We start from the raw sequence: 24,381 nt of genomic DNA, 5'->3' as shown, positions 1-24,381 counted from the left end.
AGCAGTGACAGGTTTTTCGTGTATCGATGATGCTGTGAGGGGGCATACCAAACCCCCCTGCTATGCGGCTCTCACCCCGAATGGGAAGCCAGGACACCAAAAATCCTTTAAAAATCAGAGACCCCGTTTCTAACCGTGCGACTGACGTCGTCAGGCATGCCTGCGGGGGAGACGTCTGGTAGTATCAGCGCGAACCTAGGTGATGGGTGATCAACACCGAATTGGTATGTCGCGTCATAGCTTAAAGCGACGCACTTTGATGCATAAGGGTTGAAAGCGTCTCCATCCGTGGAACCCGCGTTGAGGAGCCTGCGCGGTTCGCTGTCGACAGTCTTTCGCAGCATAGCGTACGGGACGCGCCAATGACCTTCAGAATCATTCCCGGTGATAGACGCGGCTTTCGCATTCAGTCGGACGATAATGCCGACTCGCTCGCTCAGATGTTTGTCGATGAATCCAACGGTGTCGCCAATGAAGAATTCCTCTCGCTGGGCGCGAGCTGACGGTGCAGGTGCGTGAGTTGGGCGGTTCGCACTGCCAGGCGTAACCCCCGCGCATGGTACCGACCAAAGCTGACGGCTTGGTTTATCCTGGATCACCGCCTGGGTTTGCCTCAGTTCCACCACTATTCCCTGCGTAGGTGAACCGATTGGATCGCTCCTGATATCCTGATATAGCTGACCTCCATGCCCAAATGCACGTGCTGACTCAGATCAGGAATACGTCGTGGGTCATCCAGCAGTTTGCCAATGGAGAGATATAGGCGATACAACTTTGTGCTGGGCGCCTGTCGAAGCGAGTCGCGAATCTCCATGAGCGGTAGGGTGTTTATCGGACAAGTAGCAACAGTTCGTTCACGCCGTTGATGCAATGCGATGGCAGCTTCTCAATCGCGTTTGCATAAGGTTCGGAGCCATTTGGCAAGCCGTGCCAAATGGCTCCGAATACATTGTCGCGGCGCCCCTGGCGCCCCCGGGCTCCGAGGGGCCCTGCAGCGGTGTGAACTGGGGCGTGTGACTCGTCACCGCCTCGTCGAGCAATTAATTCGCGGCAAAAACCGGTCGGCCGGATCAGTTTTGAACTGGTCCGGCGTGGCGACAAGCTGCTTTCTCCCGCCATCACATACTGTCGCGTCACGCCGTCCATGTGGCGGTATACCGCCGAGGGGCGTCGGCGAGCCTCAGCTATCCGTGCACGAAGCGCAGGATCAAGGGAAGCACACATGCCACGCAAAGCACACATCCTCCAAACTTCAGGATTGTGCGCAATTCACCACGCCAGTTGACGCAGTTTCGCCGCTCGGCATGGAGGTGGAACAGCGGAAGGATCGACTGGATCAGTTCCTCGCGTTTGCGAAATTCCTGCCATCCGGCGTCCGCCAGTGTTACAAGATCACTGATGACGTCGGCCACTGCATGGTGGTCGAGCGTTTCAGCGTATGCCAGGAGTTGCACCTTCTCCATGGCGCGGGACAAAACCACTCGAAACTCCGACAATGTCCGCGGGAGAGCCTCTACATGCTCAAGCAGAATCCCGAATGCGAGGATCGTCGCGTCACGCTTCTCGATGCAGCGAAGCCGATGCGCTCGCCACAGGTATTTGAGGATGGCATTCAACAAACTTGTTGTGATCCGCATTGTTTTTCCTTTGGTTGTGACCGCAACCTGTTTTGCGGTCACAACCAGTATCCCGGGAAAACACGCGCCCACCTTTTTGAATGCGGGCCTGCTTTCACGTCCTTTTGATCATCGCGCCCCCGCCGGCAAGTGACGCTCGATGCGCCACCCATATTCCAAACGTCATCTTTTGTCGCACGATGCGACAAAAGCCTTATCTATTTTTTCGTACGTCATTGTTTTTAAAATGAAATTCTTTGCGCGCCTGTTCAGCAAAACGTGAAAATGTGTAGCACCCCAGTTTGGAGGGGGGGTCAATCATAGCAATTTGTCTGAACAATTTTTTTGCCCAACGCGGGCCGCCAGTGCAGCGGTCAGGTCGCCTGCCATCGATGTCGAAGCGATACTGTGGCTTCATTTGCACGTCGGCAACCGAGTTGGAAAGTCTTTCAGATAGGCACACGGGGAAAGTGTGCCCAGAGGACGGCCGCGGATCTAGTCGCAACTCCTCAGATCACTTCAAGTAGCGCGGCGTGTTGCTGCTCAAATGCCGCCTCGGTAGAACTGGAGTCAAGACCGACCGTCGTAGCGCCCGCACCAGGTGCGGTGCGGGGTTTAGGCTGCGGCAGGCGACGTGCTATCGCTTACCACACACCCAGCGCGCAAGCGCAATCACGGGCTGGACGAGATCAAGAAACATATCGCGACACTCCGTCCAGAAGACATACCAGTATTTTTTAACGTCTCGCATAATATATCCTCGCCGGATTGAAAAAGTACCCAAGACACTGCTATTACCGGATATATCCGGCACACTGGGCCCGGCAGCTTTCAAGGCAGGTCTGGGATGCCCCTTTTGCGGTCATCGCCACAGGCGCATGCACAATCCATAACCCTGCGGCAACGATGCCGCTTCCAGAAGCCGCAGCCGCGGCCGCCAGAATCACGAGCGAGATATCGTGACCTTCATGGTCAAAGAAACGCCTGTACATACCGCGAATATATTTCATAAGTACTCCAGTTTAATTTTCATGTGAATGCGAACACCAGATAGCTGAGTTTCTGTTTGCCGCAAACCCAGTGTCTCTTGCAGACTGTGAAAGGCAAACTCATGCGCAGCGCGCCAGGATTCAAGACCGAGGCGGTCGACCTGCAATCTCACACGCAGGAAATGTATGGCGACCCAGATGAAGCGATCGGCAATCTGGCACCAAGATCCTGCACGTGCCATAGCACCATCTGTCCGTAGTAACCGGGATAGTGAGGACCGCCCCATCGGCCCCGGTCACAACGATCCTGCATCGATCGGTTGCTGCCCGCACGGCATTCAGTCACAGCACAGTCAACTGGATTTATGTGACGGCCACACTCGCCATGCGGCGGGGGTGCATTGTCTTGCCGCGCCTGTATCGCCGACGCTGGAGGTTCTCATGAACCGCCAGAACCGGCGGCCATCCATGCGGTGCGATGACGCCTGACCCAAATGACTCCGGCCAATTGTCACGCTGGGCGGCAAGCCCCGACGGACGAAGCACCACGGTCCATATTACCGCCGTGCCGTTGTGTCGGATTGCTTGGCAAATACAAGGCGTGCCGCAGCGATCACGTCGGCCACGCACAAGTGCGCGACGTTCTCCCGCAGGGCGCGTACGGCGGCGGTGTTGATGGACTTGTGGATCAGCGCGTCGGCATCGGCGATCGACCTCCCGGCCAGCTCGGCTATGCAGCGATCGAGCACACCTGAAGCGACGGCATACCTGTCGCGCGTGACGCTTGCGAGCTTCCGGCTCACGTACAGACGCATATCCTCCTGCTGCGGAACACCGAAACGAACTTTCTCCTCGAAGCGTCCACCGCGCAGCACCGCCTTATCCAGACGATCGTAGTGGTTCGTCGCCGCGATATACATCACGTCACGAACCTTCCCCCCGGTGCCGCTCACGGTCACGAGGATTTCGTTGGTCAGTAGCTCGACGTTCGAGTGTCGGCGATCCTGCAGAACCGTATCCGACTCGTCAATGAACACAATCGCCGGACGGATATCCTGGGCCTCGCGCACCAGCTTTCCCCACGCGTCGGGTCTGGCCATGAGGTTCGCACCTGTGGTCGACAGGAACGCCCAGCCGCTTGCCTTGGCGAGTGCCATTGCTGCCTCTGTCTTGCCCGTACCCGGTGGCCCGAAGTAGATTACGCCCGGCGGAAGGCTGCCCCCCATCTTCTCCAGGTTGTGGACATTTTTCATCTTATAAGCCATATCACGCAGGGCATCGCGCGACTCAGCCGGCATGATGATTTCGTCGATCGACTTCACACCTTCCGGCAGCTTGCCCTTGCGACCCTGAAGGAGACGCATCGCCTGCATACCCAGGTCGAACGTCACCTTGCCCGCCCCGAACTTGCCATCCCTGCGCATTTCTGCCAGTTGGCCGCCAATGCTCGCAAGACGGCTCGCGCTGAAGCCGGCCCAACGTTCCGCCAGGCTCGTGACAGCGACCCGGTCAACCACCGAGAAACCGAGACTGTCGCCGATCGTCTTGCGCAGGATAGCCTCGCGCGCTTCCATATCAGGCGCCGGGACTTCAATCTTGAAGTCAAAGCGCCCCTCGCGGATCGCGGCAGCATCGAGTTTGTCGATGAAGTTCGTGGCCACCACCAGCACTACCCGCGTGCCGTGCAGGTTATTGATATTCGTGAGCATCACATTGGCCATGTCACGATCCATGGAATGCGAGCCATCGTCGTCGCGCTTTTTTAACGGCGAATCAGCTTCATCCAGGAACAGCACGCAGACGCCGACACGGCGCGCCGTCCGGAACATTGCTTCGATCTTCTGCGGCGTTTCGTTGATCCACTTCGACGCGAGGTCGCCGTAGGTGATCGCCATGAACGGTACCTTCAACTCGCCAGCCAGCGCCTCGGCAAAGAGGGTCTTGCCGTTGCCCGGCTCACCGAACAGGATCACGCCATTGCGCTTGCTGCCGCCGCGCACGATCTCCTCGCCGGCTGCCAGCAACCGCTTCTTGGTCTCGCTCATGCCAACCACGTCCGCAAAACGGTAGCGTGGGTACTGCACGTTCTGGTCAAACGAATATGTCGGCTGAGCGGGCTGCACCGCATGGCGTGACGTCTCTGCCTCGGCCGCGATATTCCCGGTGGACCGGCCTGCACTGGCTCGCCCGTTAAGCCAGTAATGCCGGGACTTCATGGCGATGGCAGCCACAATCAGGATTACTGCACCGTACCGGCTAAACTCGTTGCAGGCGATGAGGAGTCGCAGCATCCCCATACCGAGTATGAGAAATGCCGCTTGAGTCCAGCGCCAGCTGTGCCGGTTCTGCACCCACACGGCCGCCGCCGCGGCTAAAGCAAGTGCCAGCAGGACGGCACAGGCATCAGGAGCCAGCCGATACCCCGTCGCAAATGAATTCATGATGCCAAGCAGAAAAAGTCCCACGAGAATCCAGCGTACGACAAACGCCGCGGGGTGATTGAACCCGTTCATTGATTCACCTCAATTTGTATGTTGTAGGCCGAGGACCAGCGCCTGCGATGTAGGCGCCACTGGTACCACCGATAGATATCTGGAGCCAACGCACGTTGTGCCACTCCAGCGTTAGCGTTGTGGCTTTGGGTCCCAACGTCGCACTGGCTCTCTGGTGCGTTTTCTGACGATGCGTATGTGCGTCGTGACACGCACCGGTACGAAGCGCCGCCGCCTCCAGCGCCGTTCAGCGTGCCGCAGGCGGCCAATCCGGCGCCCCAGCTGGCTTGCAAGTCGCCGGCACCAGAGTTCAATGACTTCTACGGGGATCGACGGCGGGACAAAGACGGTGAGGTTACGGTTCACGACTACCGTGAGATCCGCATCATTTTGATAAGAATTAAAACGCTCTTTTTTCATTCGTTATCCTTACAATGTCATGTTGATAGACGTCTCTGGATCGGGCGTGCTGACAGGGTCTCCTTTAAAGGATGGGACCACTCGCCGCATCGAGTCCGTCTGTGCATGCAACGTAACACCGACATCAGGAACCGCGCCTGAGCCCTGGTGAATACGCAAACTTCATTAGAAATCCATGCCGCCGCGTTCGATGTTCTGCTTCATTCCCTCCTCGTTAAAACGATGCTCTGAAATGCAGCCATGTGTGTGAACCATCCTTGTGGATCGACTTCGGCCCAACCAGTCGGCCAGACACGAGCGAAAGCTCGCCGGGGTCCGGATGCACGCTGTTGCGCGGATCGGGTAGTCCAACCGTTTGATGCACACATTCTTCCTGCGGTGTTGCCGCATCCGCTTTTCTCGTATCGACATAACCAGGATGCCATCGGATCCAGCTTGTGCAAATCACGGGAATCGAAGGGGGGGACCGGTGCGACATCTGCCGAAACTCGTATGGCGATGCCGTTGCCGATGAACGGCGCCCTGCTGCATCCCGACCCTCAACACTCTGGAGTCGCTGCTAAAGGCACGCGTTACCGAGTCAGCCCTGCCTTGGCAGCTTCAGTCTGGCAGGCACTAAACGCCAGCCTCACCGCGACGTATCTGGGTCGGAACACCCGTACCTGGGTCTGACCACCGCGTCTGACCCGCCATCGCTCGCGTCAATGGAGCCTCAGCGGGCCAGCAAGATATATTTCATTCAATGCAAACGGGCACGGGTCAAAAAACAGGAAGAACCATCCTGTGACGTTACCAAGCGCGTCACGCGGAAAGAGAAAGAGCGCCCAGTGAGTAGCGCCGGATTCGGCACCGTCAACACCAAATCCGTCCCCCACCGCGCCGACGCGACACACACCATCAACCTCGATGAGCGCTCCCGTTGGCAGCAGGCCATCGTCCAGCACTGACTCGTACTCCAGATGCACAATCACCACTCTGGCCGGTTCCTGCTGCGTCTCTGCCGGTTCCTGTGGCGCGTTCATCAGGTCTTCCTTCCCATTGAGCTGGAAAGCGGATATTGCAATACCATGCAAATCCCGCTGAAACCAAACAGGTAGCTTGCATCACAATCCAGGTCGATGATTTCCAGATCAAGGAGGATTTCAAGATCACGCATGACCGCCAGTTTTTCACGAGCAAGGAACAACGAAATCGAATCCATTGTCATCGGACCTGCCTCGCCAAGCAGCCTGACAATTTCCATCCGCTCGGGACTCGTAGCTTCTAGAAGCCGTCCCGGATCATCGAAGAATAAGAATCTCGAGCCGTGTAACTGGTCGTTGCCGCCTGCCGCAAGTCTTTCCTGCGCGCCATCGAACGGAACATTTGCGAGGATGAGAAAGCTCATGATCACTCCCTTCTGCCTAGACGGCACGCGCGCAGTCGTTGGCGCACGTGCCGCAATATCATGTGTGGTTGACAATTCAAGCAGTCCCGAACCGGAACAAGAAGCCGGCTCGGGACAAGTTGAAACGTCGCAAAAACGTCAGGCATCGCTGCCAACGATCGCACATATGTTCTTGCGCGGTCACAGGACAACTGAGCGTAATTCCGCATTCCGGCTATCGGCGCAGCAGCCTTACAAAGTCTTCGGAACTGTCGTCGATAATCTCGTAGACGATCTCGGCCCATTCAGCCCGGCTTGACCAGAGTTCAAGAGCAAGAATCAACGCAAACAGCGACGCACCGAGTTTCAACATATCGAGAAGCGCGAAGACTGGACCCGCTTTCGCCCCAAAGGATGAGAGCATGGCGTCAAGGCTCCACGTGATCAGGAACCAGAACAGCAGCGAGAAAACGTGCGGGGCCGCGAACGCGAACGCGCCCAGGCTGTTGAGCGCCCAATGAACGGGGCGTGGCAAATCGGCGTAAATGGCGTTCACGGCTGAAAAGCGGGAGCATCGTTTACGGTTCTGCATTTGAGTTCTCCTTGGTTAGCGTTAGGACTTGAATCGGGTACTCGTAGATCGAACTTGCGAATCCAGTTTCAGCTACGCGGTAACCAATGCAAGTCGGCAACGAAATTGCGCAGAGCGACACAGTGATGCATGGAATGCAAGAGATCCGGTTGCCACAGGGGAGACCACCGGGAGACCTCATTGCGTCAGTGCAACTTGAAGACATAGGAAGATCGCGGCTGGCCCGACGCGGGCCCGCACTACGTCAGATTTCCTCGCGGGCCAGGCCGCGACGTAGTACAGCGGGCATAGGCGATCAATTCAGAGTGTCAAGCGTTCTCGCAGGGATCCACCGCTGCCTCGAGCGCCATATCGTCCGGGAACTGAACCCGCCCATCCTGGCCGATCCGGCAGATTTGACGTGCCTCGCTTGAAATAGGAGCATCTACGCGGTAGTCGAGCGGTTCATCAGAAGCGTGAAGAGCGAATGGATCGGTGCACAGGAGTACTGCAGTCACGAACAGGCCCGGCGCGATATAGCGCGTTACGTGACTTACTTTTGCAACTACCGGCGCATCCATTCGGCGGCAAATGACTCACCGCCGGCGCGCTATGAGGCTTCGATTTACTGAAAGCCCCTTTGTAGGTGTCCAAAGGGGCTTGACCACTACAGGGCGACTTTCAGGATCGCCACACCAGGAAGGAGGAAGCGGGGCGTTGTCGCATATTTCGCGCTTTCCTCCTCCGCGAGCCTGGTCGGCGCCCCTCTCCAACTTCGAGGTTGCAAACACCTGTCCTGAACGATTCGCAGCTCAGTGCCTCGATGTAGAGCAGTTAAGTAAGCCCAGAGCGGCACCAAGACGCTCGATTTCGTCTATGACCATTTGTACCTGATTCCGGGGCTTTGACTTGAGTAAAGGTGCCTCGACGAAGAGAACGGCCATCTGCGCAAAACGGTCCTCCAATGCTGGGCAAGTTCGGGCGTCCGCCTGGCGCTGCAGAATATCTAACGCCTCATTGGCTGCCAAATCGAACATCGCCATATCTGCGGGATCGTCTATCACTGCTTCGGCGAGTCCTCGAAAGATCGGAATGAACTCCTTAAGCATACGATGCAATTTCTTCGGAATGTAAGTTGCCATGTCAACTCCTTCGTAAGGTTTTGAGTAACTGCAAATCGGAAGCGACCAATCTCAACCAGGCATTCGAACTCCGGGCTTCCGCGTACGGAGAACCGGCCCTAATCCCTGCACTTTCCCCTATCGGTAAAATACGGAAGGAATTTAGGGTCTTTTTTGGGGGAGGTCAGATTCGACGTGGATGATCGTGGGTTGTGTGAATGGCGGTCGGAATCCGACTGGCAAGTGCTCATCCGCGGCGCCCACGTCGGTTATATCGACTGGGACGAATTCGAGCGCAATCAGGCTACGCTCAGGCAAAGCGCAAACGGATTCGGTTCGCTCGTACGAGGCACCGTTCCTCGCGAAGGCGATGGACTGCTACAAGGGCGAGTCATCTGCGGGTTGTGCGGAAATCGAATGCGCGTGCGCTACCAGAAGGTAAGCGGCAGGCTTGAACCGTACTACGTATGTCATGACGTCGCTGCCCATTACGCTGGCAAACCGTGCCAGTCGGTGCGTGGACGCGCAATTGATGATGCCATTAGCGCATTACTGCTTCAGACGGTTGGGCCGGCAGCCATCGAAGTGGCGCTCGCGGTCGAGGACGAGATCGCCGGACGTATTGAACAGGCCAACTCCATGCGCCTGAAGCAACTGGAGCGCGCGTTACGAAGCCGAGCTCGCCCGCCGTCGCTACATGAATGTTGATCCAGCAAACCGGATGGTTGCCGATGCGCTTGAAGCGGACTGGAATGATCGCCTTCGTCGACTGGACGTACTACAGCATGATCACGAACGCCAACGCCGATCGGATCAGGATCTGCTTGGCGACCAGGCTCGCGCGCGCATTCGGGATCTCGCGGATGACTTCGCCATTGTGTGGAACGACAGACGTATCGAATCGGTCGAGCGCAAGCGTATGCTAAGACTGCTCATTGAAGACGCCACCCTTGTGAAGTCGGAGAAGGTCTCAATCCATGTGCGCTTCCGCGGCGGCCGCACGACCTCACTCACAGTCGACAAACCCAGGTCGATGGCACTTGTACGCAAGACACAACCGCCGGTCGTAACCGTCATCGATGGGCTTCTGGAAACGTGCACCGATCAGCAGGTCGCCACCCGACTCAACGAGCTCGGATATACAAACTGGCAGCACCAGACATTCACCGCCAGGAAGGTGGCGTTGGTACGGACCACCATGGGCTGCCGAGTCGATTTGAGCGACTGCGCTCGCGTGGTCTGCTCACCGGCGCCGAACTCGCCACGCAGCTCAAGGTTAGCCAAACCACGATCCACCAATGGGGACGGCAAGGGCTTCTACGACGGCACGTTTACGGGCATGATCACCGGTGCCTATACGAACCTCTGGGCAATGTCGTGCTCGTCAGAGGTATTGGTGGACGCAAAGCAACGCGGCCCATCTTCATTGCCGCTCCAACTCCCGGACAAGGTGCAATGTGAAACCTACTCCTTGCTCTGTGGACTACACACGGGCGTCGTTAGCGGCTTCAGACCTATGTCCGAGGCGAACGCGCGAGTCTTTTCGGCAATGTAGCCCCAACCGTTATCGTTGAGCCCTTCTATTTGCGCATGCGCTTTCCGAACGTTGCCGAAACGATGTTCGACAGCCGCTAGCATGACGTCACGCGCAACGTCACCGTTGTGACCGCCGTTCGTCGCAGCCCAGCTCATAGCCTCGCGGTCACAGCAGTCAAGCGCAAGGTCACACGCAGTGGCTCGCCGTTATCGCAGCGAAACTCGAAGCCGTCAGAGCACCACCGCTGGTTGCTCTTCGACACAGCCGCTTTGCCGTCATGCTGCCGCTCGATACTCGGCCCCGCACGCCGCCTGTGAAGCAGCAAATCGTGCACGCGCATCACGCGGTAAACGCGTTTAGCATTCACCAAATGCCTCGTATCGCGATTGGCGCGCAGCACTTTCTATTATCAACAGAAGGCGCTGCAGTTGGCCGACAAGTAGTCTGACGCCGGGGGCACCTCCAGCAAGCCCGCCGTGTCGAACGGCTCTCGCGCACAGCGCAGCACTGACTCGCCGTTTTTCCTTTCTATCGTGGTGAAAATCCATACCGTGTGCCCGTACCATGGGTGCCAACGATAGAGAACTTCCCTTGACTCGGTGATATGGGTGTTGTGTTGACGGCTTGTACAACCAGAGACGACCTCATTCGAGTCTGGAAGACCGCACGCCGGATGAGGCATACTTCGCGACCCTGCCTGCGATCAAATTGGCAGCATGACTGCCCCGGACTGTAGTGGTCAAGTTGTTTCGGACAGGCAGATAGGTTCTTTCGCTGTCAGTTTCGCCTCGTAGGCAGCGGGCGACAGATAGCCCAAAGTCGAATGCAAGCGTACGGCATTGTAGAAGCCGACGATGTACTGGTTGATGTCACGCCGTGCCTCGCCGTGGTTGGCGTACTGACGCTGCCATACACGCTCCATTTTCAGGTTCAGGAAGAATCTCTCCATCACCGAATTGTCCCAGCAATTTCCCTTGCGGCTCATGCTGCAAACTACGTGATGCTGCTTCAACAAGGCCTGGTATTCATCACTTGCGTACTGGCTGCCCCTGTCCGAATGCAGAACCAGTCCCGGCGCTGGCCGACGCTGCTGCAGCGCCATGGTCAGTGCCGACATGACCAGCCCGGCCGGCATGGTCGGCGCCATCGACCAGCCGACCACCTTGCGTGAGTACAGGTCCAACACGACCGCGAGATACAACCAGCCCTGTGCCGTGCGGAGTGGAGTAAGAGACCGGGCGTAGTCGAGCTATTTCCCGGCCTCTCCTCCCCGAACCGGACTTGCACCTCTCAGCGCATCCGGCTCTCCATTCAAGCGTTGCTCATAGCAAAGGCGACATCGGCATAGCGCGACTCGATGGTACTGCGGTTCTCATCGCGAAGGATGTACGGATTTTCCGACGGAGAACGCCACCTGAATTGACCCTTGCGACTGGTAACAAGCCGCCGAAGCGCCACCGCCCCATACCACCCTCGACTGTTCTGGCCGTGCAGCACCCATGTTTTAGTCTGACCCGGCTCTGGTGCCCGGATGTATTCGCGCATCAGCGACCGGAACCCACGCCGATACCTGCGTGCGAGCCAGTAGCCGAATTTCCAGAAGACGGTTCGGTCTACTTTTCTAAACATGGTGGCCGTAAAGTCGGTGAATTGATAGAAGGCAGCCCAGCCCGCAAGCTGCCGATTCAGGCTTTCCATCAGGTCCATCCGGTTCATGCCATAGTTACCCGACAGTTGCTTGACGAGCCTCCCAGCAAAGCCCCGATACTTCTCCCACGGAATCATCGTCACAGGTCTCATGCGACCGCGTGACCCTCGCTTGCGGATGATCCGGTGACCGAGGAAGACGAAGCCATCGTTCACATGCGTGATATGGGTCTTCTCCATATTCAGCGTGAGCTTCAGTTCGCCTTCGAGGAAGCCACGGCACGCTTCGCGTACCGCCTCAGCATGTTCGCGAGTCCCCTTGACCACGATCACAAAGTCATCTGCATACCGACAATAGGCGATGGCTGGTTTCCACTGCCGGTTCTCTCGCACAGTAATCGGACGCTGCTTGAGAATGGCGAAGTTCCACGCCCACCGATCCTTCCGCACTTTCTTGTTCAGGTAGTTCTTTTCCATCCAAACATCGAATTCGTGCGGCATGATGTTGGATAACAGGGGCGAGATGACACCACCCTGAGGAACGCCTTCACTCGCGGCGCGAAACAAATCGCGATCAACACAGCCCGCCTTGATGAACTTCCAGAGCAGGGCAAGGAAGCGCTGATCGGCGATCCGCTTGCGGATTCCCTTCAGAAGCAGGCGATGGTGAACTGTGTCGAAGTAGCTGGCGAGGTCGCCCTCAATAACCCAGCGTCCAGCGACACTTTGCTCACCACTATCCTGCAACTGAAGCTTCACCGTGCGAATCGCGTGGTGTACGCTACGGGCAGGTCTGAAGCCATACGAAGCCGGATGGAAATCACTCTCCCAGATAGGCTCCATCGCCATCAGCATTGCCCTTTGCACGATTCGATCCCGTAGACTAGGGATGCCGAGTGGTCTGAGCTTGCCGTTCGCTTTCGGTATGTACACGCGTCGCGCAGGCAGCGGACTATACGAGCCCGCCAACAGTTCGTCGCGTATCGTCGCCAGTTCATGCTGGAGATTCGCCTCCATCATGCGCCTGTCAACACCGTCCACTCCAGGTGTCCGGGCTCCGCTGGATGCCAGCGTAATGCGAGCCGCTTCGCTCAGCCAATCCCTGTCGGCAATCAGTCTCAGGAGTCGATCGAACTTGCGCTCTTTGTTCTCCGTCGACCATGTCGCCAGTTTGCTTTGCATTTCACTGATTATCAAAGGTCTTCACCTCACTATGGTCAGTTAATTAACCCAGCAAACCACTTAAACTGCCCCCCTTCGCCATGTAGCCGGCTTTCCCGACCTCGGACTACTACGGAGGCTCCGCCAGCCTGCACGTCATCGGGGACACACTCCCTTGGCATCCGTGCAGACCTTCCCCAGTCCACATGCTGGACTCAACGCATGGGCGAGGCTGCCTGTCGCAGTCTTTATCCTTGCTTGCCGCAAGTCGTCGCGAACACCACGGTCTAGCTGCGCGCTCCCCGTGGTTCCATGCCGACCAGCATACATATCCAGTCGGCGCTCGTGCCACCGGTCCATACGTGTGACCGACGTCAGTCCGCGTCCTGCCCATAAAGCGGTGTGGGCAGGGGTGACATTTCAACCCTCAGATGCGGTTTAACAGGTTCGTGTTCCTCAACCTTCCCACGCTCAGCCTGGAGGCTCATCTTGGCGTAACCGCTTCGCCGCAAGCCCCTTTTCCCACGGACTACGTCACCTTGCCAGTGTCAGCAAGTCACCGCCGCTTCGGCTCACTTCCTCTCACAGCAGAGGAAGGGCATACCCCGGTACTGCAACTTCAACTCCTCCGGAGTCCTGCATTCCAAACATGCTCAAGCAGCTTCACTCCCATACAGGCGGGCTACGCTGGCTGGGCGTACTATACGTGATGTCTGAAACCCACGCGCGATTGGGTCCGGCCACGTCAAACTGCCGGTCGAGCACGTTCTCTGCCACAGGTAGCGTATGCCTGCTGTCGGTCGTCGAGATGAACTTGCGCTTCCAGCTCGTGCGCAGGCCCGCTTCGCGCATCAGCGTACGTACCCGATAACGACCAATACGTAGCCCTTGCTGCCGTAGCGCATGCATCACACGCCGGCTGCCATAGCTCGCGCCGCTGGCCGCGAATGCTGCCTTGACGTGGGTCTGTTCCTGCAGACTCTTTGTGCTCGGCTTTGCGCCCCGGTGTGCATAGTAGCCAGAGCGGCTCACCTGCAAAACGCGGCACGCGTCACTGACCGATACGGCCTCCTGTTGCAAATGAGTTACCACGCGGTAAATCACTTCAGTTCCCGGGCAAAGAAGGCCGACGCTTTCCTGAGAAACTCCCCTGAGTCAGGTCGTTTTAGCCTGAAGGACATAGCCTAGGGACTCGGCCCGGCGCGTCAGGTTGTTCAGAACCCGCTGCCGGTAACGTTCCTCATAATAGGCAGCGCCTGGATCGACATATTCCATGCCGTAGCGCAGCGTGTTGTAGAACAGTGCCGCGATCTTGCGTGCGGTGGCAGTGACAGCCTTCGCCTTGCCGATGCGGGCTGACAGGCGTCGATAGAAGCCGCCCAGAGCAGTGTCGGTCTTACCGACCGTGACCGCAGCGAGCCGCAACGTGGCAGCGGCCTTGCTGGAGGAGCGGCGCGTTTTCGAGGACAGGATCTTGCCGCCCGAGATCTTGTTGCCAGGTGCGAGGCACAGCCATGACGTGAAGTGCTTCACGCTCGGCCAGCGGGACATGTCGTTGCCGCATTCGGCAATGAGCTTGAGCGCCACGTAGGGTCCCAGGCCGTGAATTTGCGTCAGGTCGACACCAAGCATCCCATACAGTGCAGCACGCACGTCGAATGAGAAGTCGTTTGACTGCTTGCCTCGATGTCGCGCTGCCGGAAGTGGCGCGGCGACGGGTTCAATGCCGGCCTGCAACTGCCTGAGCACGATTTCGATCCGCTGATCGCATTGCGTCACCTGGGTCTGGTAGAAGTCGTACAGGGCCACGGCCTGGGTGAGCTCGAACACGTGTTCGGGCTGGTAATGACCGCCCAGCGCTTCACGGATTGTCTCGATGGAGGCCTTGCAACGTCTGTCGCGATGCTGTGCGAGGACATCGGTATCGCGCTCGCCAGCGACAATCGCCCGGATGATCTTCATGCCGGTGACGCCTGTGATGTCCTGAACAACGTGATGCAACTGTACATTCATCTGCATCATTGCCTTCTGCATATGCTGGATATGGGACGCCGCATATTCCAGCAGGCGCTCCCGCTGCCGCAGATAGGAGCGTAGCGTGACGACGTCCTGTCGGGGGCGGAAGCTGGCGCGCAGCAGTCCGTACCGGTGCAGCTTCTGCAGCCACTGGGCATCGTTCACGTCGCTCTTGCGTCCCGGCACGCTCTTCGCCTCCCGGGCGTTGACCAGCAATACCTCGAAACCATAAGACTCAAGGATTTCGAACACGGGAAGCCAGTAAATCCCGGTCGACTCCATCACAACAGTCGTGACCTTGACCTGCCTGAGCCACCTGGCAAGTTCGTGAAGATCGGCCGTGAAGCTGCGGAACGAACGCACTGGCTCCTCGGCGCATTCGGGTCCAACCGCGACCACGTGAAACTGTGCGCCAACATCGATGCCTGCGGCGTGTGGATTGACAACGGACATATCGGTGCGGCGACCGACGGTTCGCCTCGGTTTGGGCTGTGCCATGTCTGGCCCTCCTGGTCATGGAAGTGCCAAAGGGCGGGACTGCGGTATCAATCACTTTCCTGAACGGGATCACCTCACGGTGTCACCAATGCCGGGGCCGCATCAGTCCCTGGACCATGTTTTTTAACGGGATCAGTCACCAGTAAGCGGACGGCCGCTCCCTTCGGCATGGCCAGTGTAGGACTTGCCCGGAGTTTCTGCTCCTTGGGGAGGGCGTGGCCCTTTGGATGTTTTTTAGCAGCGCGTTGTCCTCTCGCAATTGCCGGTTCTCAGCTTCAAGTTGCCGGATGCGCTGCTGTTCCGCCGTTAGCGGCTTGCCCTCGCCGGGGCCGCCAGCACGTTCCGCATCGTACTGGGCTACCCAGCGCCGCACGGCTGTCTCAACAAGGTCCATCGACCGGCAGACTTCGCCAATCGATAAGCCCTGGTCTCGAACCATCCGTACCACTTCCAGCTTGAAGCTGGCGTCAAATTTTCGGCGCCTTCTTGTCATCTATCGTTTTTCCTCGTCGATTCCGGATTGTCCTCCTATCGACCTGTCCGAGGAAATTAGACCACTACAACCAGCCTTTCTTTTTGTTGCGTGTGGATGCGCTCAAATCAACTCAATTTATTCTTCCTGAACGGAAAGATGTGCTGCAAAATCAACGCACTCATACGTGTAAGATTGTGTGCAATATCGTGAATTCGTAGCGTAGAGCCGCAAAAATTCGGACCCAAGGAGTTCAGACGGATACGCGCAGCAACGGAATTAGCTGCAGCGGGCCGCCGATCGTCATCATCACAACCCGTTGCCAAGGCAGACTGAATGCGCTGCAGACCGCTTGTTGCCGATCTGGATGGCGCCTTGATTCGCTCGGACGTACTGATCGAATCGGGGTTTGCCTATCTGAAGGCCACGCCGCACCGTTTTTACGAGCCGCTGCTGTGCCTCGCGCGCGGCGGCAAGGCCGGATTGAAGGCCGGTATCGTCGACACGCGCAATCGCGTTGGCCCTGCCGTCCTTGCACTCGTTAGCGGGTGTTCCGGGCGGAGATCTAGGCGATGACTACCGTGCTGTCATGGGGACGCTACCCCAACTCGCCACAGGAAGTGCACCCCGTTGCATGGCGTGACGCGGCTCGCGCTGCTTGGCTCGACGCCAGTCGTGAACACGGAACCACCCTCGCTTTCGGCAATGGCCGCAGTTATGGCGACAGTTGTCTCGCCGCTTCAGGCCACGTCGTACAAACCTTGCCGCTTAACCGCCTGATCGCGGCAGACTGGCAGACTGGTGTGCTGCGCGCCGAGCCGGGCGTCACGCTCGAACAGATTCTGAACGTTGCAATTCCGCGAGGCTGGATGCTGCCCGTGACACCCGGCACAAAATACGCAACTTTGGGCGGCGCAATCGCCAATGACGTTCATGGCAAGAATCACCACGTCAGAGGCACCTTCGGCCGACATGTACGGCGCTTCGCACTCGCGCGCAGCGACGGCAGTCAGTTCGAATGCGCGCCGGACGACCATCCCGAGTTTTATCGCGCCACCATCGGCGGCCTCGGGCTCACGGGGCTCATCCTGTGGGCAGAGATCCAGTTGATGCCGATCCGCTCGAGCATGATCGGCGTAACGAGCATCCGCTTCGCTAATCTCGACGAATTCTTCGCGCTGTCGGAACGGCTAGACCCACTGCATGAGTACAGCGTGGCGTGGGTGGACTGCCAGAGCCGCGGCGCCGGGCTCGGGCGCGGGATCTTCATGGTAGGTGACCATGCAGTCGACGGACCACTTGAAGTCGCAACCCGCAAGAAGCGCACGGTGCCGTTTACGCTCCCCGTTCCCGTGTTCAACCGGATGACTTTGCGCGCATTCAATGAGCTTTATTACCAGAAGCAGCACCGCGACAAAGTACGCTCGACGGTCAGCTACGACTCGTACTTCTATCCGCTCGATAGTCTGCTGGAATGGAATCGCATCTACGGCCGCGCGGGGTTTCAACAGTACCAATGCGTCATCCCTCCTGACGCTGCGCGCGATGCGACGCGCGTAATTCTTGACGCTATCGCCCGGAGCGGTACAGGTTCATTTCTGGCCGTGCTCAAGCGCTGCGGTGATGCACGTTCGCCGGGGCTTCTGTCATTCCCGCTGGAAGGCACATCGCTGGCGCTCGATTTTCCGCAACGCGACGCATTGAACACAAGGCTTTTTGCCCAGCTCGATGCGATCGTGCGCGAAGCGGGCGGCCGTATCTATCCGGCCAAAGACGCCCACATGCCGGGCGCCGACTTTCGCGCCGCTTACCCTCAATGGCAGGAACTCGAAGCGCTACGCGACCCTGCCCTGCTGTCACGCTTCTGGGAACGGACCACTCTCACATGAAAAATGTCCTCATAGTCGGCGCCACCTCGGCAATTGCCATCGCCTGTGCCCGCCAATGGGCCAAAGAAGGCGCACGATTCTTCCTCGTCGCCCGCAACGGCGAACGTCTCGAGCAGGTCGCGAACGATCTGACGGCACGTGGCGCGCCGCTCGCCGCTTGCTACCAACTCGACATCGATTCCCTGGAAAGGCATTCCGGCATGCTCGAGCGCTGTGCGAGCGAACTCGGCGCGCTCGATATCGTCCTCGTAGCGCCCGGCACCTTGCCGGACCAGGCAGCCTGCCAGGCCGATCCGGCTTTGGCTGTACGTGAGTTCAATACGAATGCGGTGTCGGTCATAGCATTGCTGACTCCGATCGCCAACATACTCGAAACGCAGAAGCGTGGCGCGCTAGCCGTGATCTCGTCCGTGGCGGGTGACCGCGGGCGGCCTTCGAACTATCTGTACGGGAGTGCAAAAGCGGCCCTTTCCGCGTTCTGCGAAGGTCTAAACGCCCGGCTTTTCAAGGCCGGCGTACACGTGGTGACAATCAAGCCAGGTTTTGTCGCCACTCCGATGACGGCCGGCCTGCCGTTGCCGGGGCCGCTTGTGGCAACGCCTGAGCAAGTCGCGAGCGACATCGTACGCGCCGTCGAAAAGCGCAAAGACATGCTTTACACGCGATGGTTCTGGGCGATCATCATGCTGATCATCCGGCTGGTACCTCGGTTTATGTTCAAACGCGCGTCGTTGTAGTGGTGGATATGCACATGACTCGCCGGGCTACCGCGGGAAGCCATATCCTCTCCCTTAGGGTGTTAGGCACTTTCTGTCAGACCTGGTAGCCGAGCGGGATGATAGAACGCAAGCCATACCCGACAGATGTTTCGGACGAGGAATGGAGCTTCGCCGCTCTGTATCTGACCTTGATGAACGAAGACGCACCGCAGCGCCGATACGAGTTGCGCGAAATGTTTAACGCGCTGCACGGCGCGAGCCGATGCATCGTGGCGGATGCTGCCGACCAACTTCCCGCCGTGGGAACTGGCCTACCGGCAAACACACCGTTGGCTGAGCGCAGGTTGCTTCAAGGCGATGGTCAACGATTTGCGCTCGGTGCTGCGCGTGGCGCAACCGCGTGAGGGCCAGTCCAGTGCGGTTATTCTGGATGGACGCACGTTGTAGTCCACGTGCGAAAGTGGTCCGTGTGCTGGCTACGACGGTTACAAACGCAAGCGAGGCAGCAAAGTTCACATGGCTGCCCACACGCTGGCGATGCTGCTCACGGTACACATTACGCCGGCCGACGGGCAGGAGCGCGCAGGTGGCCGAGCTTGCGCGTCAGGTTCAGCACGTCACCGGTCAGACGGTGAAACTTGCGTTTGCTGACCAGGGCTATACGGGTGGCGCTGCTGCACAGGCCGCACGTGACGGAAGGCATAGAACTGCAGGTCATCAAGCTGTCGGAGGCGAAGAAGGGTTTTGTGCTGCTGCACCGCCGCTGGGTGATCGAGCGCAGCTTCGGCTGGCTCAACGGCCTCCAGCGTTTGGCTTGCGACTACGAGCGCCTACCTGAAACCATGGCAGGCCTGCACTTCGTTGTCTTCGCCATGCTCATGCTCGTTCATGCTGCACCGATTATGAAAAGTGCGTAACACGCTCTACTCCACCCCTCTATTCAGAATGGCGTCCAATTCACCGGGATGGCGCGCCATATATTTCGGGAAGAGTAGCGCACTCCCCGCCACGCTCAAGTGGTGATAGTCGTCGAATCGATAGATCGGCAAGCCATCGAAGTTAAGCGAGCACACCGCCGTCGTGCAGGAGACATCGTAGGTATGCATGATTTCGACCTGCGCATGCCTCGCCTTCAACCGCAGCAGCATCGCCTTGATCGGTACGTGCTGATCGCGTGCAATGCTCGCGTCGAACTGACACGCACGACGATGCACCGGGAACAGCAAATCGTTCTTGAAGTCGCAGTTGACCAGATCCATCGGGATCATCGGCACGTCGTTCATCAGCACGACCTGTTTGCCAGCGGCCGTCAGCTTGCCGATCGTGTCGCTCAGATCGTTCTCGAGCTCGCCGGGATGGAAGCCATGTCCGTTCGGTCCCGCATCCGGCTTCGTGGCGAGGTTGAGATAGTTTTGCCACGCCGCCGCCATGAAAACCGTGCGAATGTCAGGCCGGGACATGACGTAGTCCATCACCGCCTTGTCGTGCGCGACGCAATGCAGATGATCCTCCAGATAGGGCATATAGCCCGGCTTCGCGGGTTCGTTTTCGATCGGCGGGCAGAGCGTAAAGCCAACATCGTGAATGGCCAGTTGCTTCGCCTTTCCCAACGCGTCGAAGAAGTAGACGAGGTGATACGCGTGCGAATCGCCCCATAGAATCGCTTTGTCGTTCGATTTGGGATCGCCGAGCTTACAGGTCTTTTCATCGGTGACGGCGACCTGCGACCAGCATTGCTTGCCACGTGGCATGTCGAACAGCGAGTCGCCTGACCAGCGCACGTCATTGCGAATCTTCGCCGGGTACGCAAACAAAAAGCCGTCCGTTATTTTGGCGGTGCCCGCCAGCGCGCCCGAAGCGACCAGCGGAATAGCGAGGAAGCCTAGCAGCACGGTGCGCGTCGGCAGTCTGGTGCGTCGTGCAGTGCTTTCGACGTACAGATAGGTCAGCACGGACAGCGCCGTCGCGATCAGCATCGTTACAGCGTAGCCGACGGGCGTCGCCAGACCGAGCTGACGCAACGCGTAGTACAGCGGCCAGTGCCACAGGTACATCGGGTAAGAAATGCGACCGATAAACACCGCCGGCCGGTTAGACAGAATACGCGCCAGATCGGCTGAACGGAGACCGGCAAAGATCATCAGCAAGGACCCGCCGCACGGCACGATCGCGCCCACGCCAGGAAACTGCGAGGTGGTGCTGAGTCCGAAGATGCCGAGCAAAACCAGGCCAAGTCCCGCTGCGAACAGCACATCGAACGCGCGTAATCGAGCCGCCTGCGGGCGCCCGAATTCGTACAGCGCCAGCAAGCAGCCCAGCAGAAACTCGAACGCCCGGTTCTCGGCAAAATAGTAAGCACCGTTGGTGGCGCGATGCGCCTCGACAAGTGCACAGGCAAACGACCCCACGGCGAGTACGGCGATCGCGGGCACGAGCCAGCGCCTCGCGTTGCGGTGCAGCCAGTAAAGCAGCAGCGGCAACACGACATAGAACTGCTCCTCGACCGACAGCGACCAGGTGTGCAGGAGCGGCTGATCGGCGGCCGCCGCATCGAAATAGCCCGTCTGCTTCGACAGGAAGATGTTCGACGTCATGGTGGCAACTGCGAGAATATTTTTCGCCAGATGGAACGTGTCGTCCGGGAAACAGAAGAGGACGCTGAACACGAAGGTCGCCGCCAGCACCACGTACAGCGCGGGAGCGAGGCGCTTTGCGCGGCGGGCGTAAAAGCCGCTGAACGAAAACGTGCCGTTCGCGAGGTCGCCGAGAATCGAAGTCGTGACGACGAAACCTGAGATCGTGAAGAACACGTCGACGCCAGTGAAACCGCCCGCGAAGGCTGAATAACCGGCATGGCACAGCATCACGGCGAGAACGGCAAGGGCGCGAAGGCCATCAACATCAGGCCGGTAAGCGGGGGAATGGTGAGGGGTCTGACTGCGGGTCGGCTGTATGCTCTATTTGTGCCCTCGTCTATTTGAGGGCCATTCGTGAGGATGATCGGTGAACGGCGTGGGATGGAACCTGGACGGACGGCATCCGAAGCAGGTTGACCAGGCAGTGCATCAATAGCAGTCGAACACCACTTCGATCACCTGATCCGTGACGCCCCATACCCCTTGCGTATGCACAGCCACCACATGCAGTTGCTTGTTCTGGTCTCTGCAGTAGCCCGCGGCTTCCTTCATCCCAACGTTTCTCGTGTGATTCCAGGAGATGAAGCTCCAGCGCGCCCTGCTCATCACCGTCAGATGGCCATCCTGGCGCGAATCGACGTTCGATACGGCCGTGCACGCAGAAAGGACGCCAATACCGGCGAGACACGCGCTTTTGCGCATCGCCAGACGCCATAGCGAGGTGCGAGGCAGCATGATCGCGGGCGCTACGAATCGACGACGAAGCAAATGGCTGGGCATGTGCGCTATCTGTAACTGCGGGTAACACGGCAACGCGATTGTATCGGCGGAATCAGCTTAACGGTGTTTCGCGTCAAAATTCTTGAACTTCGGGCATTTGACGGGCATGCGCCCGAGAGAGGTTAAAATCGCGCCCAGACGACGTTGACCCGCATCAGGCCCCGTTGGCCTATTTATCGCTGCTGTGATATCACCGACTATCGTGAAGCTATCCAAAACCCATCTCCCGGCATTACCGGGAATATCGCCGTTCCGCGCACCTTCCGGCATGCTTTTTGAGGGCTGGCCATGCGGCCGCCTGTTGGTCAAATTGAACGGGCTCGGCTGGAGCGCTCAATAACATGCGCCAGCAAGTGATTCGATTCGTGATTGCCGGCGTCGCCGGTTTCATCGTGGACGCCGGCATCCTGTACCTCGCGCTCGCCGTGGGCCTCGGCTACTTCGCTGGTCGCGCGGTGTCGTTCCTCTGCGCAGTCTGGGCAACGTGGCAAATCAACCGCCGCTACACTTTCACCTCAGTCCGTAGCGAATCGGCCTGGGTCGAGTGGTGGCGCTATCTTGCTGCAATGTCGGTGGGCGGCGTCGTCAACTATGCCGCCTACAGTGCGACGGTGCTCACGCTCAAGGGGCTGCCGTTTCTGCCCATCGTCGGGGTCGCCGTCGGTTCGTTGGCGGGCATGGTCGTCAACTTCGCCTCGGCCAAGCTGTGGGTCTTCAAGCACCGCTGAGCGGCGCGCGTCAGGCTGCCTGAAGCGGAGCGGCCGCGCCGCCGCGTTGGCCTGAGGCTCGCTCGCGGCCGCTGGCCGCGTACGATCCGACATCGCGCTCGCCCGACGACAGTTCGCCCGCTTCAAGCCGGAACACCGACACCGCCTCCCTCAGCACCGCCGCCTGCTCTTCCAGCGATTTCGCCGCTGCGGCGGCCTCTTCGACCAGCGCCGCGTTGTGCTGCGTGACCTCGTCGATCTGGGTGATCGCCTTGTTGACCTGCGCGATGCCCTCGCTCTGTTCGAGCGCCGCTGCTTCGATCTCACCCATGATGCCGGTCACGCGCTCGACGGATTGCATCGCTTCGCGCATCGTTTTGCCTGCTTCAGCCACGAGCGATGAACCCTGTTCGACCTTGGCCGCCGACTCGCCGATCAGCTCCTTAATCTCCTTCGCGGCCGTGCCGGAGCGTTGTGCGAGACTGCGCACTTCCGAAGCCACCACGGCAAAGCCCCGCCCCTGCTCGCCTGCGCGGGCTGCTTCGACGGCCGCGTTCAACGCCAGGATGTTGGTCTGGAATGCGATTCCTTCGATCATGCCGATGATCTCGGCCACCTTGCGCGACGAGGTGGTGATGCCGTCCATCGTTTCGGTCACGCGGCTCACCACAGTGCCGCCGCGCGTCACGGTCTCCAGCGCGCCGTGAGCGAGGCGGTTGGCCTGCTGCGCGTTGTCGGCATTCTGCTTCACCGTCGCCGAGAGTTCTTCCATGCTGGCCGCGGTCTCCTGCAGCGCCGCCGCCTGTTGCTCCGTGCGACGCGACAGGTCGGCGTTGCCCGAGGCAATCTCATTCGCGCCCTGGGTAATCGCGCCCGTGCTGCCGCGCACCTTCGATACCGTTTCGACCAGGCCATCGCGCATCTGCGTCAGGGCGCCGAGCAACTGGCCCATCTCATTGCGCGAGCGCACTTTGACAGCGATCGTCAGATCGCCCGCCGCAATACGCTGGAAATGGCGAATGGTCTGGTTGACCGGCCGGATCACCGCCGCCGACAGGCCCACGCGCGCCAGCACGCCAATCAAGATCGAGATCACACCGATCGCCGCAAACAGAAGCGTGGCAACGCGAAAACGCGACGCCGCCGTTTCGGCCTGCACCTTCTGGTTATCGGTTTCCAGTTGCTCGAGCGCGTCGATCGTTTTCGCATAACTGGCGTAGAAACTGTTGGCGGTCTCGCCCTGAATATTGCGAAAGGTATTGAAGTCGTTATCGCCAAGCGCCTTGAATTCCGGCTCGATCGCCTGATCGACTAGCGCCGTGCGGGCGGTCTCCACGGCATGAGCGAGGCGTTGCTCTTCGTCGCTACCAAAAGGGCCCGCCGAATAGGCGTGGAAATCGTCGTTCGACTCGACCAGCACCTTGTGTGCGGCGGGCAGAAGATCGTCCGTCTGCTTGCCGACACTGAACAAAGTTTCGTAACTGCCCAGCGCGAGGCGCGCCTGCAGCAGCTTCGCGGAACTCTCGTTCAGGTGCGTCAGGGCGACCGAATTGCGCTGCACATCCTGCAGACCATTGCTGGCCAGCTTGAGCGCGCCGTATCCGACCCCGATCACAGTCAGCAGGAACGCGACAAACACGCAGATGACCAGCGTCAATCCGCCCCGAATGGTGATGTTATTTAGCATAATTTCTCCGTAACGACCTGGTCGCGCGGCGCACGAACAAAGCTTTCCCTCGCACCT

The 24,381-nt window shown here is 58.9% G+C and carries 23 protein-coding genes and 4 pseudogenes; 11 read left to right on the top strand and 16 right to left on the bottom strand.

What is annotated here, in order from left to right; genetic code table 11:
* Nucleotides 1-362 precede the first annotated feature (362 nt).
* A complete protein-coding gene (locus P3T43_RS21345) occupies nt 363-503 on the top strand; it encodes a hypothetical protein (RefSeq protein WP_429283031.1) in 141 nt (46 codons plus the stop codon).
* A gap of 681 nt (nt 504-1,184) precedes the next feature.
* Here the strand turns inward: P3T43_RS21345 and P3T43_RS21340 are convergent.
* The 6 genes from P3T43_RS21340 to P3T43_RS21315 form a co-directional block, all read right to left on the bottom strand.
* Nucleotides 1,185-1,679, bottom strand: coding sequence for a hypothetical protein (locus P3T43_RS21340; protein ID WP_429283030.1), 495 nt, complete (start codon nt 1,677-1,679; stop codon nt 1,185-1,187).
* Nucleotides 1,680-2,410: 731 nt separating this feature from the next.
* A complete protein-coding gene (locus P3T43_RS21335; RefSeq protein ID WP_429283029.1) occupies nt 2,411-2,626 on the bottom strand; it encodes a hypothetical protein in 216 nt (71 codons plus the stop codon).
* 536 nt (nt 2,627-3,162) lie between these two features.
* The gene (locus tag P3T43_RS21330) at nt 3,163-5,118 is read right to left on the bottom strand and encodes an AAA family ATPase (protein WP_429283028.1); all 1,956 of its coding nucleotides are present in this window, start codon (nt 5,116-5,118) and stop codon (nt 3,163-3,165) included.
* Between the two features lie 1,100 nt (nt 5,119-6,218).
* Nucleotides 6,219-6,539 carry a hypothetical protein gene (locus P3T43_RS21325; RefSeq protein WP_429283027.1) on the bottom strand — a complete coding sequence of 107 codons (321 nt, stop codon included), beginning with the start codon at nt 6,537-6,539 and terminating at the stop codon, nt 6,219-6,221.
* Entirely contained in the window at nt 6,539-6,904 is a 366-nt protein-coding gene (locus P3T43_RS21320) for a hypothetical protein (RefSeq protein ID WP_429283026.1), read from the bottom strand. Before P3T43_RS21320 ends, P3T43_RS21325 begins: the two co-directional genes overlap by 1 nt.
* A gap of 214 nt (nt 6,905-7,118) precedes the next feature.
* Nucleotides 7,119-7,475: a hypothetical protein gene (locus P3T43_RS21315; RefSeq protein ID WP_429283025.1), complete on the bottom strand. Its 357-nt coding sequence runs from the start codon at nt 7,473-7,475 to the stop codon at nt 7,119-7,121.
* Nucleotides 7,476-7,897: 422 nt separating this feature from the next.
* On the opposite strand from P3T43_RS21315, the gene P3T43_RS21310 reads away from it, so the two are divergent.
* Entirely contained in the window at nt 7,898-8,086 is a 189-nt protein-coding gene (locus P3T43_RS21310; protein ID WP_429283145.1) for an integrase core domain-containing protein, read from the top strand.
* Nucleotides 8,087-8,266: 180 nt separating this feature from the next.
* Here P3T43_RS21310 and P3T43_RS21305 read toward each other — a convergent pair whose 3' ends face one another.
* Nucleotides 8,267-8,596, bottom strand: coding sequence for a hypothetical protein (locus P3T43_RS21305; protein ID WP_429283024.1), 330 nt, complete (start codon nt 8,594-8,596; stop codon nt 8,267-8,269).
* Nucleotides 8,597-8,770: 174 nt separating this feature from the next.
* On the opposite strand from P3T43_RS21305, the gene P3T43_RS21300 reads away from it, so the two are divergent.
* Nucleotides 8,771-9,283 (top strand): zinc ribbon domain-containing protein, encoded by a 513-nt coding sequence (locus tag P3T43_RS21300; protein WP_429283023.1) that lies wholly within the window; start codon nt 8,771-8,773, stop codon nt 9,281-9,283.
* Nucleotides 9,273-10,130 carry a hypothetical protein gene (locus tag P3T43_RS21295; RefSeq protein ID WP_429283022.1) on the top strand — a complete coding sequence of 286 codons (858 nt, stop codon included), beginning with the start codon at nt 9,273-9,275 and terminating at the stop codon, nt 10,128-10,130. The genes P3T43_RS21300 and P3T43_RS21295 overlap by 11 nt, the downstream gene beginning before the upstream one ends.
* Here P3T43_RS21295 and P3T43_RS21290 read toward each other — a convergent pair.
* The 6 genes and pseudogenes from P3T43_RS21290 to P3T43_RS21265 form a co-directional block, all read right to left on the bottom strand.
* Nucleotides 10,049-10,479: pseudogene (locus P3T43_RS21290) on the bottom strand (DDE-type integrase/transposase/recombinase); the annotation flags it as partial. The gene P3T43_RS21295 and the pseudogene P3T43_RS21290 sit on opposite strands and share 82 nt — an antisense overlap.
* 372 nt (nt 10,480-10,851) lie before the next feature.
* Nucleotides 10,852-11,343 (bottom strand): annotated as a pseudogene (locus P3T43_RS21285) (IS3 family transposase); the annotation flags it as partial.
* Between the two features lie 80 nt (nt 11,344-11,423).
* A complete protein-coding gene (ltrA, locus tag P3T43_RS21280) occupies nt 11,424-12,941 on the bottom strand; it encodes a group II intron reverse transcriptase/maturase (protein WP_429283021.1) in 1,518 nt (505 codons plus the stop codon).
* Between the two features lie 642 nt (nt 12,942-13,583).
* Nucleotides 13,584-13,952 carry an IS3 family transposase gene (locus P3T43_RS21275; RefSeq protein ID WP_429283020.1) on the bottom strand — a complete coding sequence of 123 codons (369 nt, stop codon included), beginning with the start codon at nt 13,950-13,952 and terminating at the stop codon, nt 13,584-13,586.
* Nucleotides 13,953-14,075: 123 nt separating this feature from the next.
* Nucleotides 14,076-15,434, bottom strand: a complete 1,359-nt coding sequence (locus tag P3T43_RS21270) for an IS110 family transposase (protein WP_429283019.1) — start codon at nt 15,432-15,434, stop codon at nt 14,076-14,078.
* Between the two features lie 232 nt (nt 15,435-15,666).
* Nucleotides 15,667-15,927, bottom strand: a pseudogene (locus tag P3T43_RS21265) (transposase); the annotation flags it as partial.
* Between the two features lie 315 nt (nt 15,928-16,242).
* Here P3T43_RS21265 and P3T43_RS21260 point away from each other — a divergent pair.
* The 6 genes and pseudogenes from P3T43_RS21260 to P3T43_RS21235 form a co-directional block, all read left to right on the top strand.
* Nucleotides 16,243-16,410 (top strand): annotated as a pseudogene (locus P3T43_RS21260) (UbiA family prenyltransferase); the annotation flags it as partial.
* Nucleotides 16,411-16,478: 68 nt separating this feature from the next.
* Complete coding sequence (locus P3T43_RS21255) at nt 16,479-17,795, top strand: FAD-binding oxidoreductase (RefSeq protein ID WP_429283018.1); 1,317 nt, start codon at nt 16,479-16,481, stop codon at nt 17,793-17,795.
* Nucleotides 17,792-18,532, top strand: coding sequence for an SDR family oxidoreductase (locus P3T43_RS21250; RefSeq protein ID WP_429283017.1), 741 nt, complete (start codon nt 17,792-17,794; stop codon nt 18,530-18,532). The genes P3T43_RS21255 and P3T43_RS21250 overlap by 4 nt, the downstream gene beginning before the upstream one ends.
* A gap of 258 nt (nt 18,533-18,790) precedes the next feature.
* Nucleotides 18,791-18,961 (top strand): transposase, encoded by a 171-nt coding sequence (locus P3T43_RS21245; protein WP_429283016.1) that lies wholly within the window; start codon nt 18,791-18,793, stop codon nt 18,959-18,961.
* Between the two features lie 69 nt (nt 18,962-19,030).
* Nucleotides 19,031-19,165 (top strand): hypothetical protein, encoded by a 135-nt coding sequence (locus tag P3T43_RS21240; protein ID WP_429283015.1) that lies wholly within the window; start codon nt 19,031-19,033, stop codon nt 19,163-19,165.
* 14 nt (nt 19,166-19,179) lie between these two features.
* Entirely contained in the window at nt 19,180-19,431 is a 252-nt protein-coding gene (locus P3T43_RS21235; protein ID WP_429283014.1) for a transposase, read from the top strand.
* Between the two features lie 6 nt (nt 19,432-19,437).
* Here P3T43_RS21235 and P3T43_RS21230 read toward each other — a convergent pair whose 3' ends face one another.
* Both P3T43_RS21230 and P3T43_RS21225 read right to left on the bottom strand, forming a co-directional pair.
* Nucleotides 19,438-21,468, bottom strand: a complete 2,031-nt coding sequence (locus P3T43_RS21230) for an acyltransferase family protein (RefSeq protein ID WP_429283144.1) — start codon at nt 21,466-21,468, stop codon at nt 19,438-19,440.
* 111 nt (nt 21,469-21,579) lie between these two features.
* Nucleotides 21,580-21,885, bottom strand: coding sequence for a hypothetical protein (locus P3T43_RS21225; RefSeq protein ID WP_429283013.1), 306 nt, complete (start codon nt 21,883-21,885; stop codon nt 21,580-21,582).
* A gap of 386 nt (nt 21,886-22,271) precedes the next feature.
* Here P3T43_RS21225 and P3T43_RS21220 point away from each other — a divergent pair, with 386 nt between their 5' ends.
* On the top strand, nt 22,272-22,658 hold the full coding sequence (locus tag P3T43_RS21220) for a GtrA family protein (RefSeq protein ID WP_429283012.1): 387 nt from the start codon (nt 22,272-22,274) through the stop codon (nt 22,656-22,658).
* 10 nt (nt 22,659-22,668) lie between these two features.
* Here P3T43_RS21220 and P3T43_RS21215 read toward each other — a convergent pair whose 3' ends face one another.
* Nucleotides 22,669-24,324 carry a methyl-accepting chemotaxis protein gene (locus P3T43_RS21215; protein ID WP_429283011.1) on the bottom strand — a complete coding sequence of 552 codons (1,656 nt, stop codon included), beginning with the start codon at nt 24,322-24,324 and terminating at the stop codon, nt 22,669-22,671.
* Nucleotides 24,325-24,381 lie beyond the last annotated feature (57 nt).

This window comes from Paraburkholderia sp. GAS41, from assembly GCF_050436545.1.
In the GTDB taxonomy this organism is placed as follows: domain Bacteria; phylum Pseudomonadota; class Gammaproteobacteria; order Burkholderiales; family Burkholderiaceae; genus Paraburkholderia.
Note: the sequence above shows the minus strand (reverse complement) of the source record. Positions and strands in the feature narration are given on the sequence as shown.

Coding starts and splice junctions, on each gene's coding strand:
- P3T43_RS21335 (WP_429283029.1), bottom strand. CDS start 2,626: ATGAAATATATTCGCGGTATGTACAGGCGTTTCTTTGACCATGAAGGT.
- P3T43_RS21305 (WP_429283024.1), bottom strand. CDS start 8,596: ATGGCAACTTACATTCCGAAGAAATTGCATCGTATGCTTAAGGAGTTC.
- P3T43_RS21225 (WP_429283013.1), bottom strand. CDS start 21,885: ATGCTGCCTCGCACCTCGCTATGGCGTCTGGCGATGCGCAAAAGCGCG.
- P3T43_RS21320 (WP_429283026.1), bottom strand. CDS start 6,904: ATGAGCTTTCTCATCCTCGCAAATGTTCCGTTCGATGGCGCGCAGGAA.
- P3T43_RS21345 (WP_429283031.1), top strand. CDS start 363: ATGACCTTCAGAATCATTCCCGGTGATAGACGCGGCTTTCGCATTCAG.
- P3T43_RS21220 (WP_429283012.1), top strand. CDS start 22,272: ATGCGCCAGCAAGTGATTCGATTCGTGATTGCCGGCGTCGCCGGTTTC.
- P3T43_RS21245 (WP_429283016.1), top strand. CDS start 18,791: ATGCTGCCGACCAACTTCCCGCCGTGGGAACTGGCCTACCGGCAAACA.
- P3T43_RS21330 (WP_429283028.1), bottom strand. CDS start 5,118: ATGAACGGGTTCAATCACCCCGCGGCGTTTGTCGTACGCTGGATTCTC.
- P3T43_RS21240 (WP_429283015.1), top strand. CDS start 19,031: ATGGCTGCCCACACGCTGGCGATGCTGCTCACGGTACACATTACGCCG.
- P3T43_RS21255 (WP_429283018.1), top strand. CDS start 16,479: ATGACTACCGTGCTGTCATGGGGACGCTACCCCAACTCGCCACAGGAA.
- P3T43_RS21315 (WP_429283025.1), bottom strand. CDS start 7,475: ATGCAGAACCGTAAACGATGCTCCCGCTTTTCAGCCGTGAACGCCATT.
- P3T43_RS21295 (WP_429283022.1), top strand. CDS start 9,273: ATGAATGTTGATCCAGCAAACCGGATGGTTGCCGATGCGCTTGAAGCG.
- P3T43_RS21270 (WP_429283019.1), bottom strand. CDS start 15,434: ATGGCACAGCCCAAACCGAGGCGAACCGTCGGTCGCCGCACCGATATG.
- P3T43_RS21250 (WP_429283017.1), top strand. CDS start 17,792: ATGAAAAATGTCCTCATAGTCGGCGCCACCTCGGCAATTGCCATCGCC.
- P3T43_RS21215 (WP_429283011.1), bottom strand. CDS start 24,324: ATGCTAAATAACATCACCATTCGGGGCGGATTGACGCTGGTCATCTGC.
- ltrA (WP_429283021.1), bottom strand. CDS start 12,941: ATGCAAAGCAAACTGGCGACATGGTCGACGGAGAACAAAGAGCGCAAG.
- P3T43_RS21325 (WP_429283027.1), bottom strand. CDS start 6,539: ATGAACGCGCCACAGGAACCGGCAGAGACGCAGCAGGAACCGGCCAGA.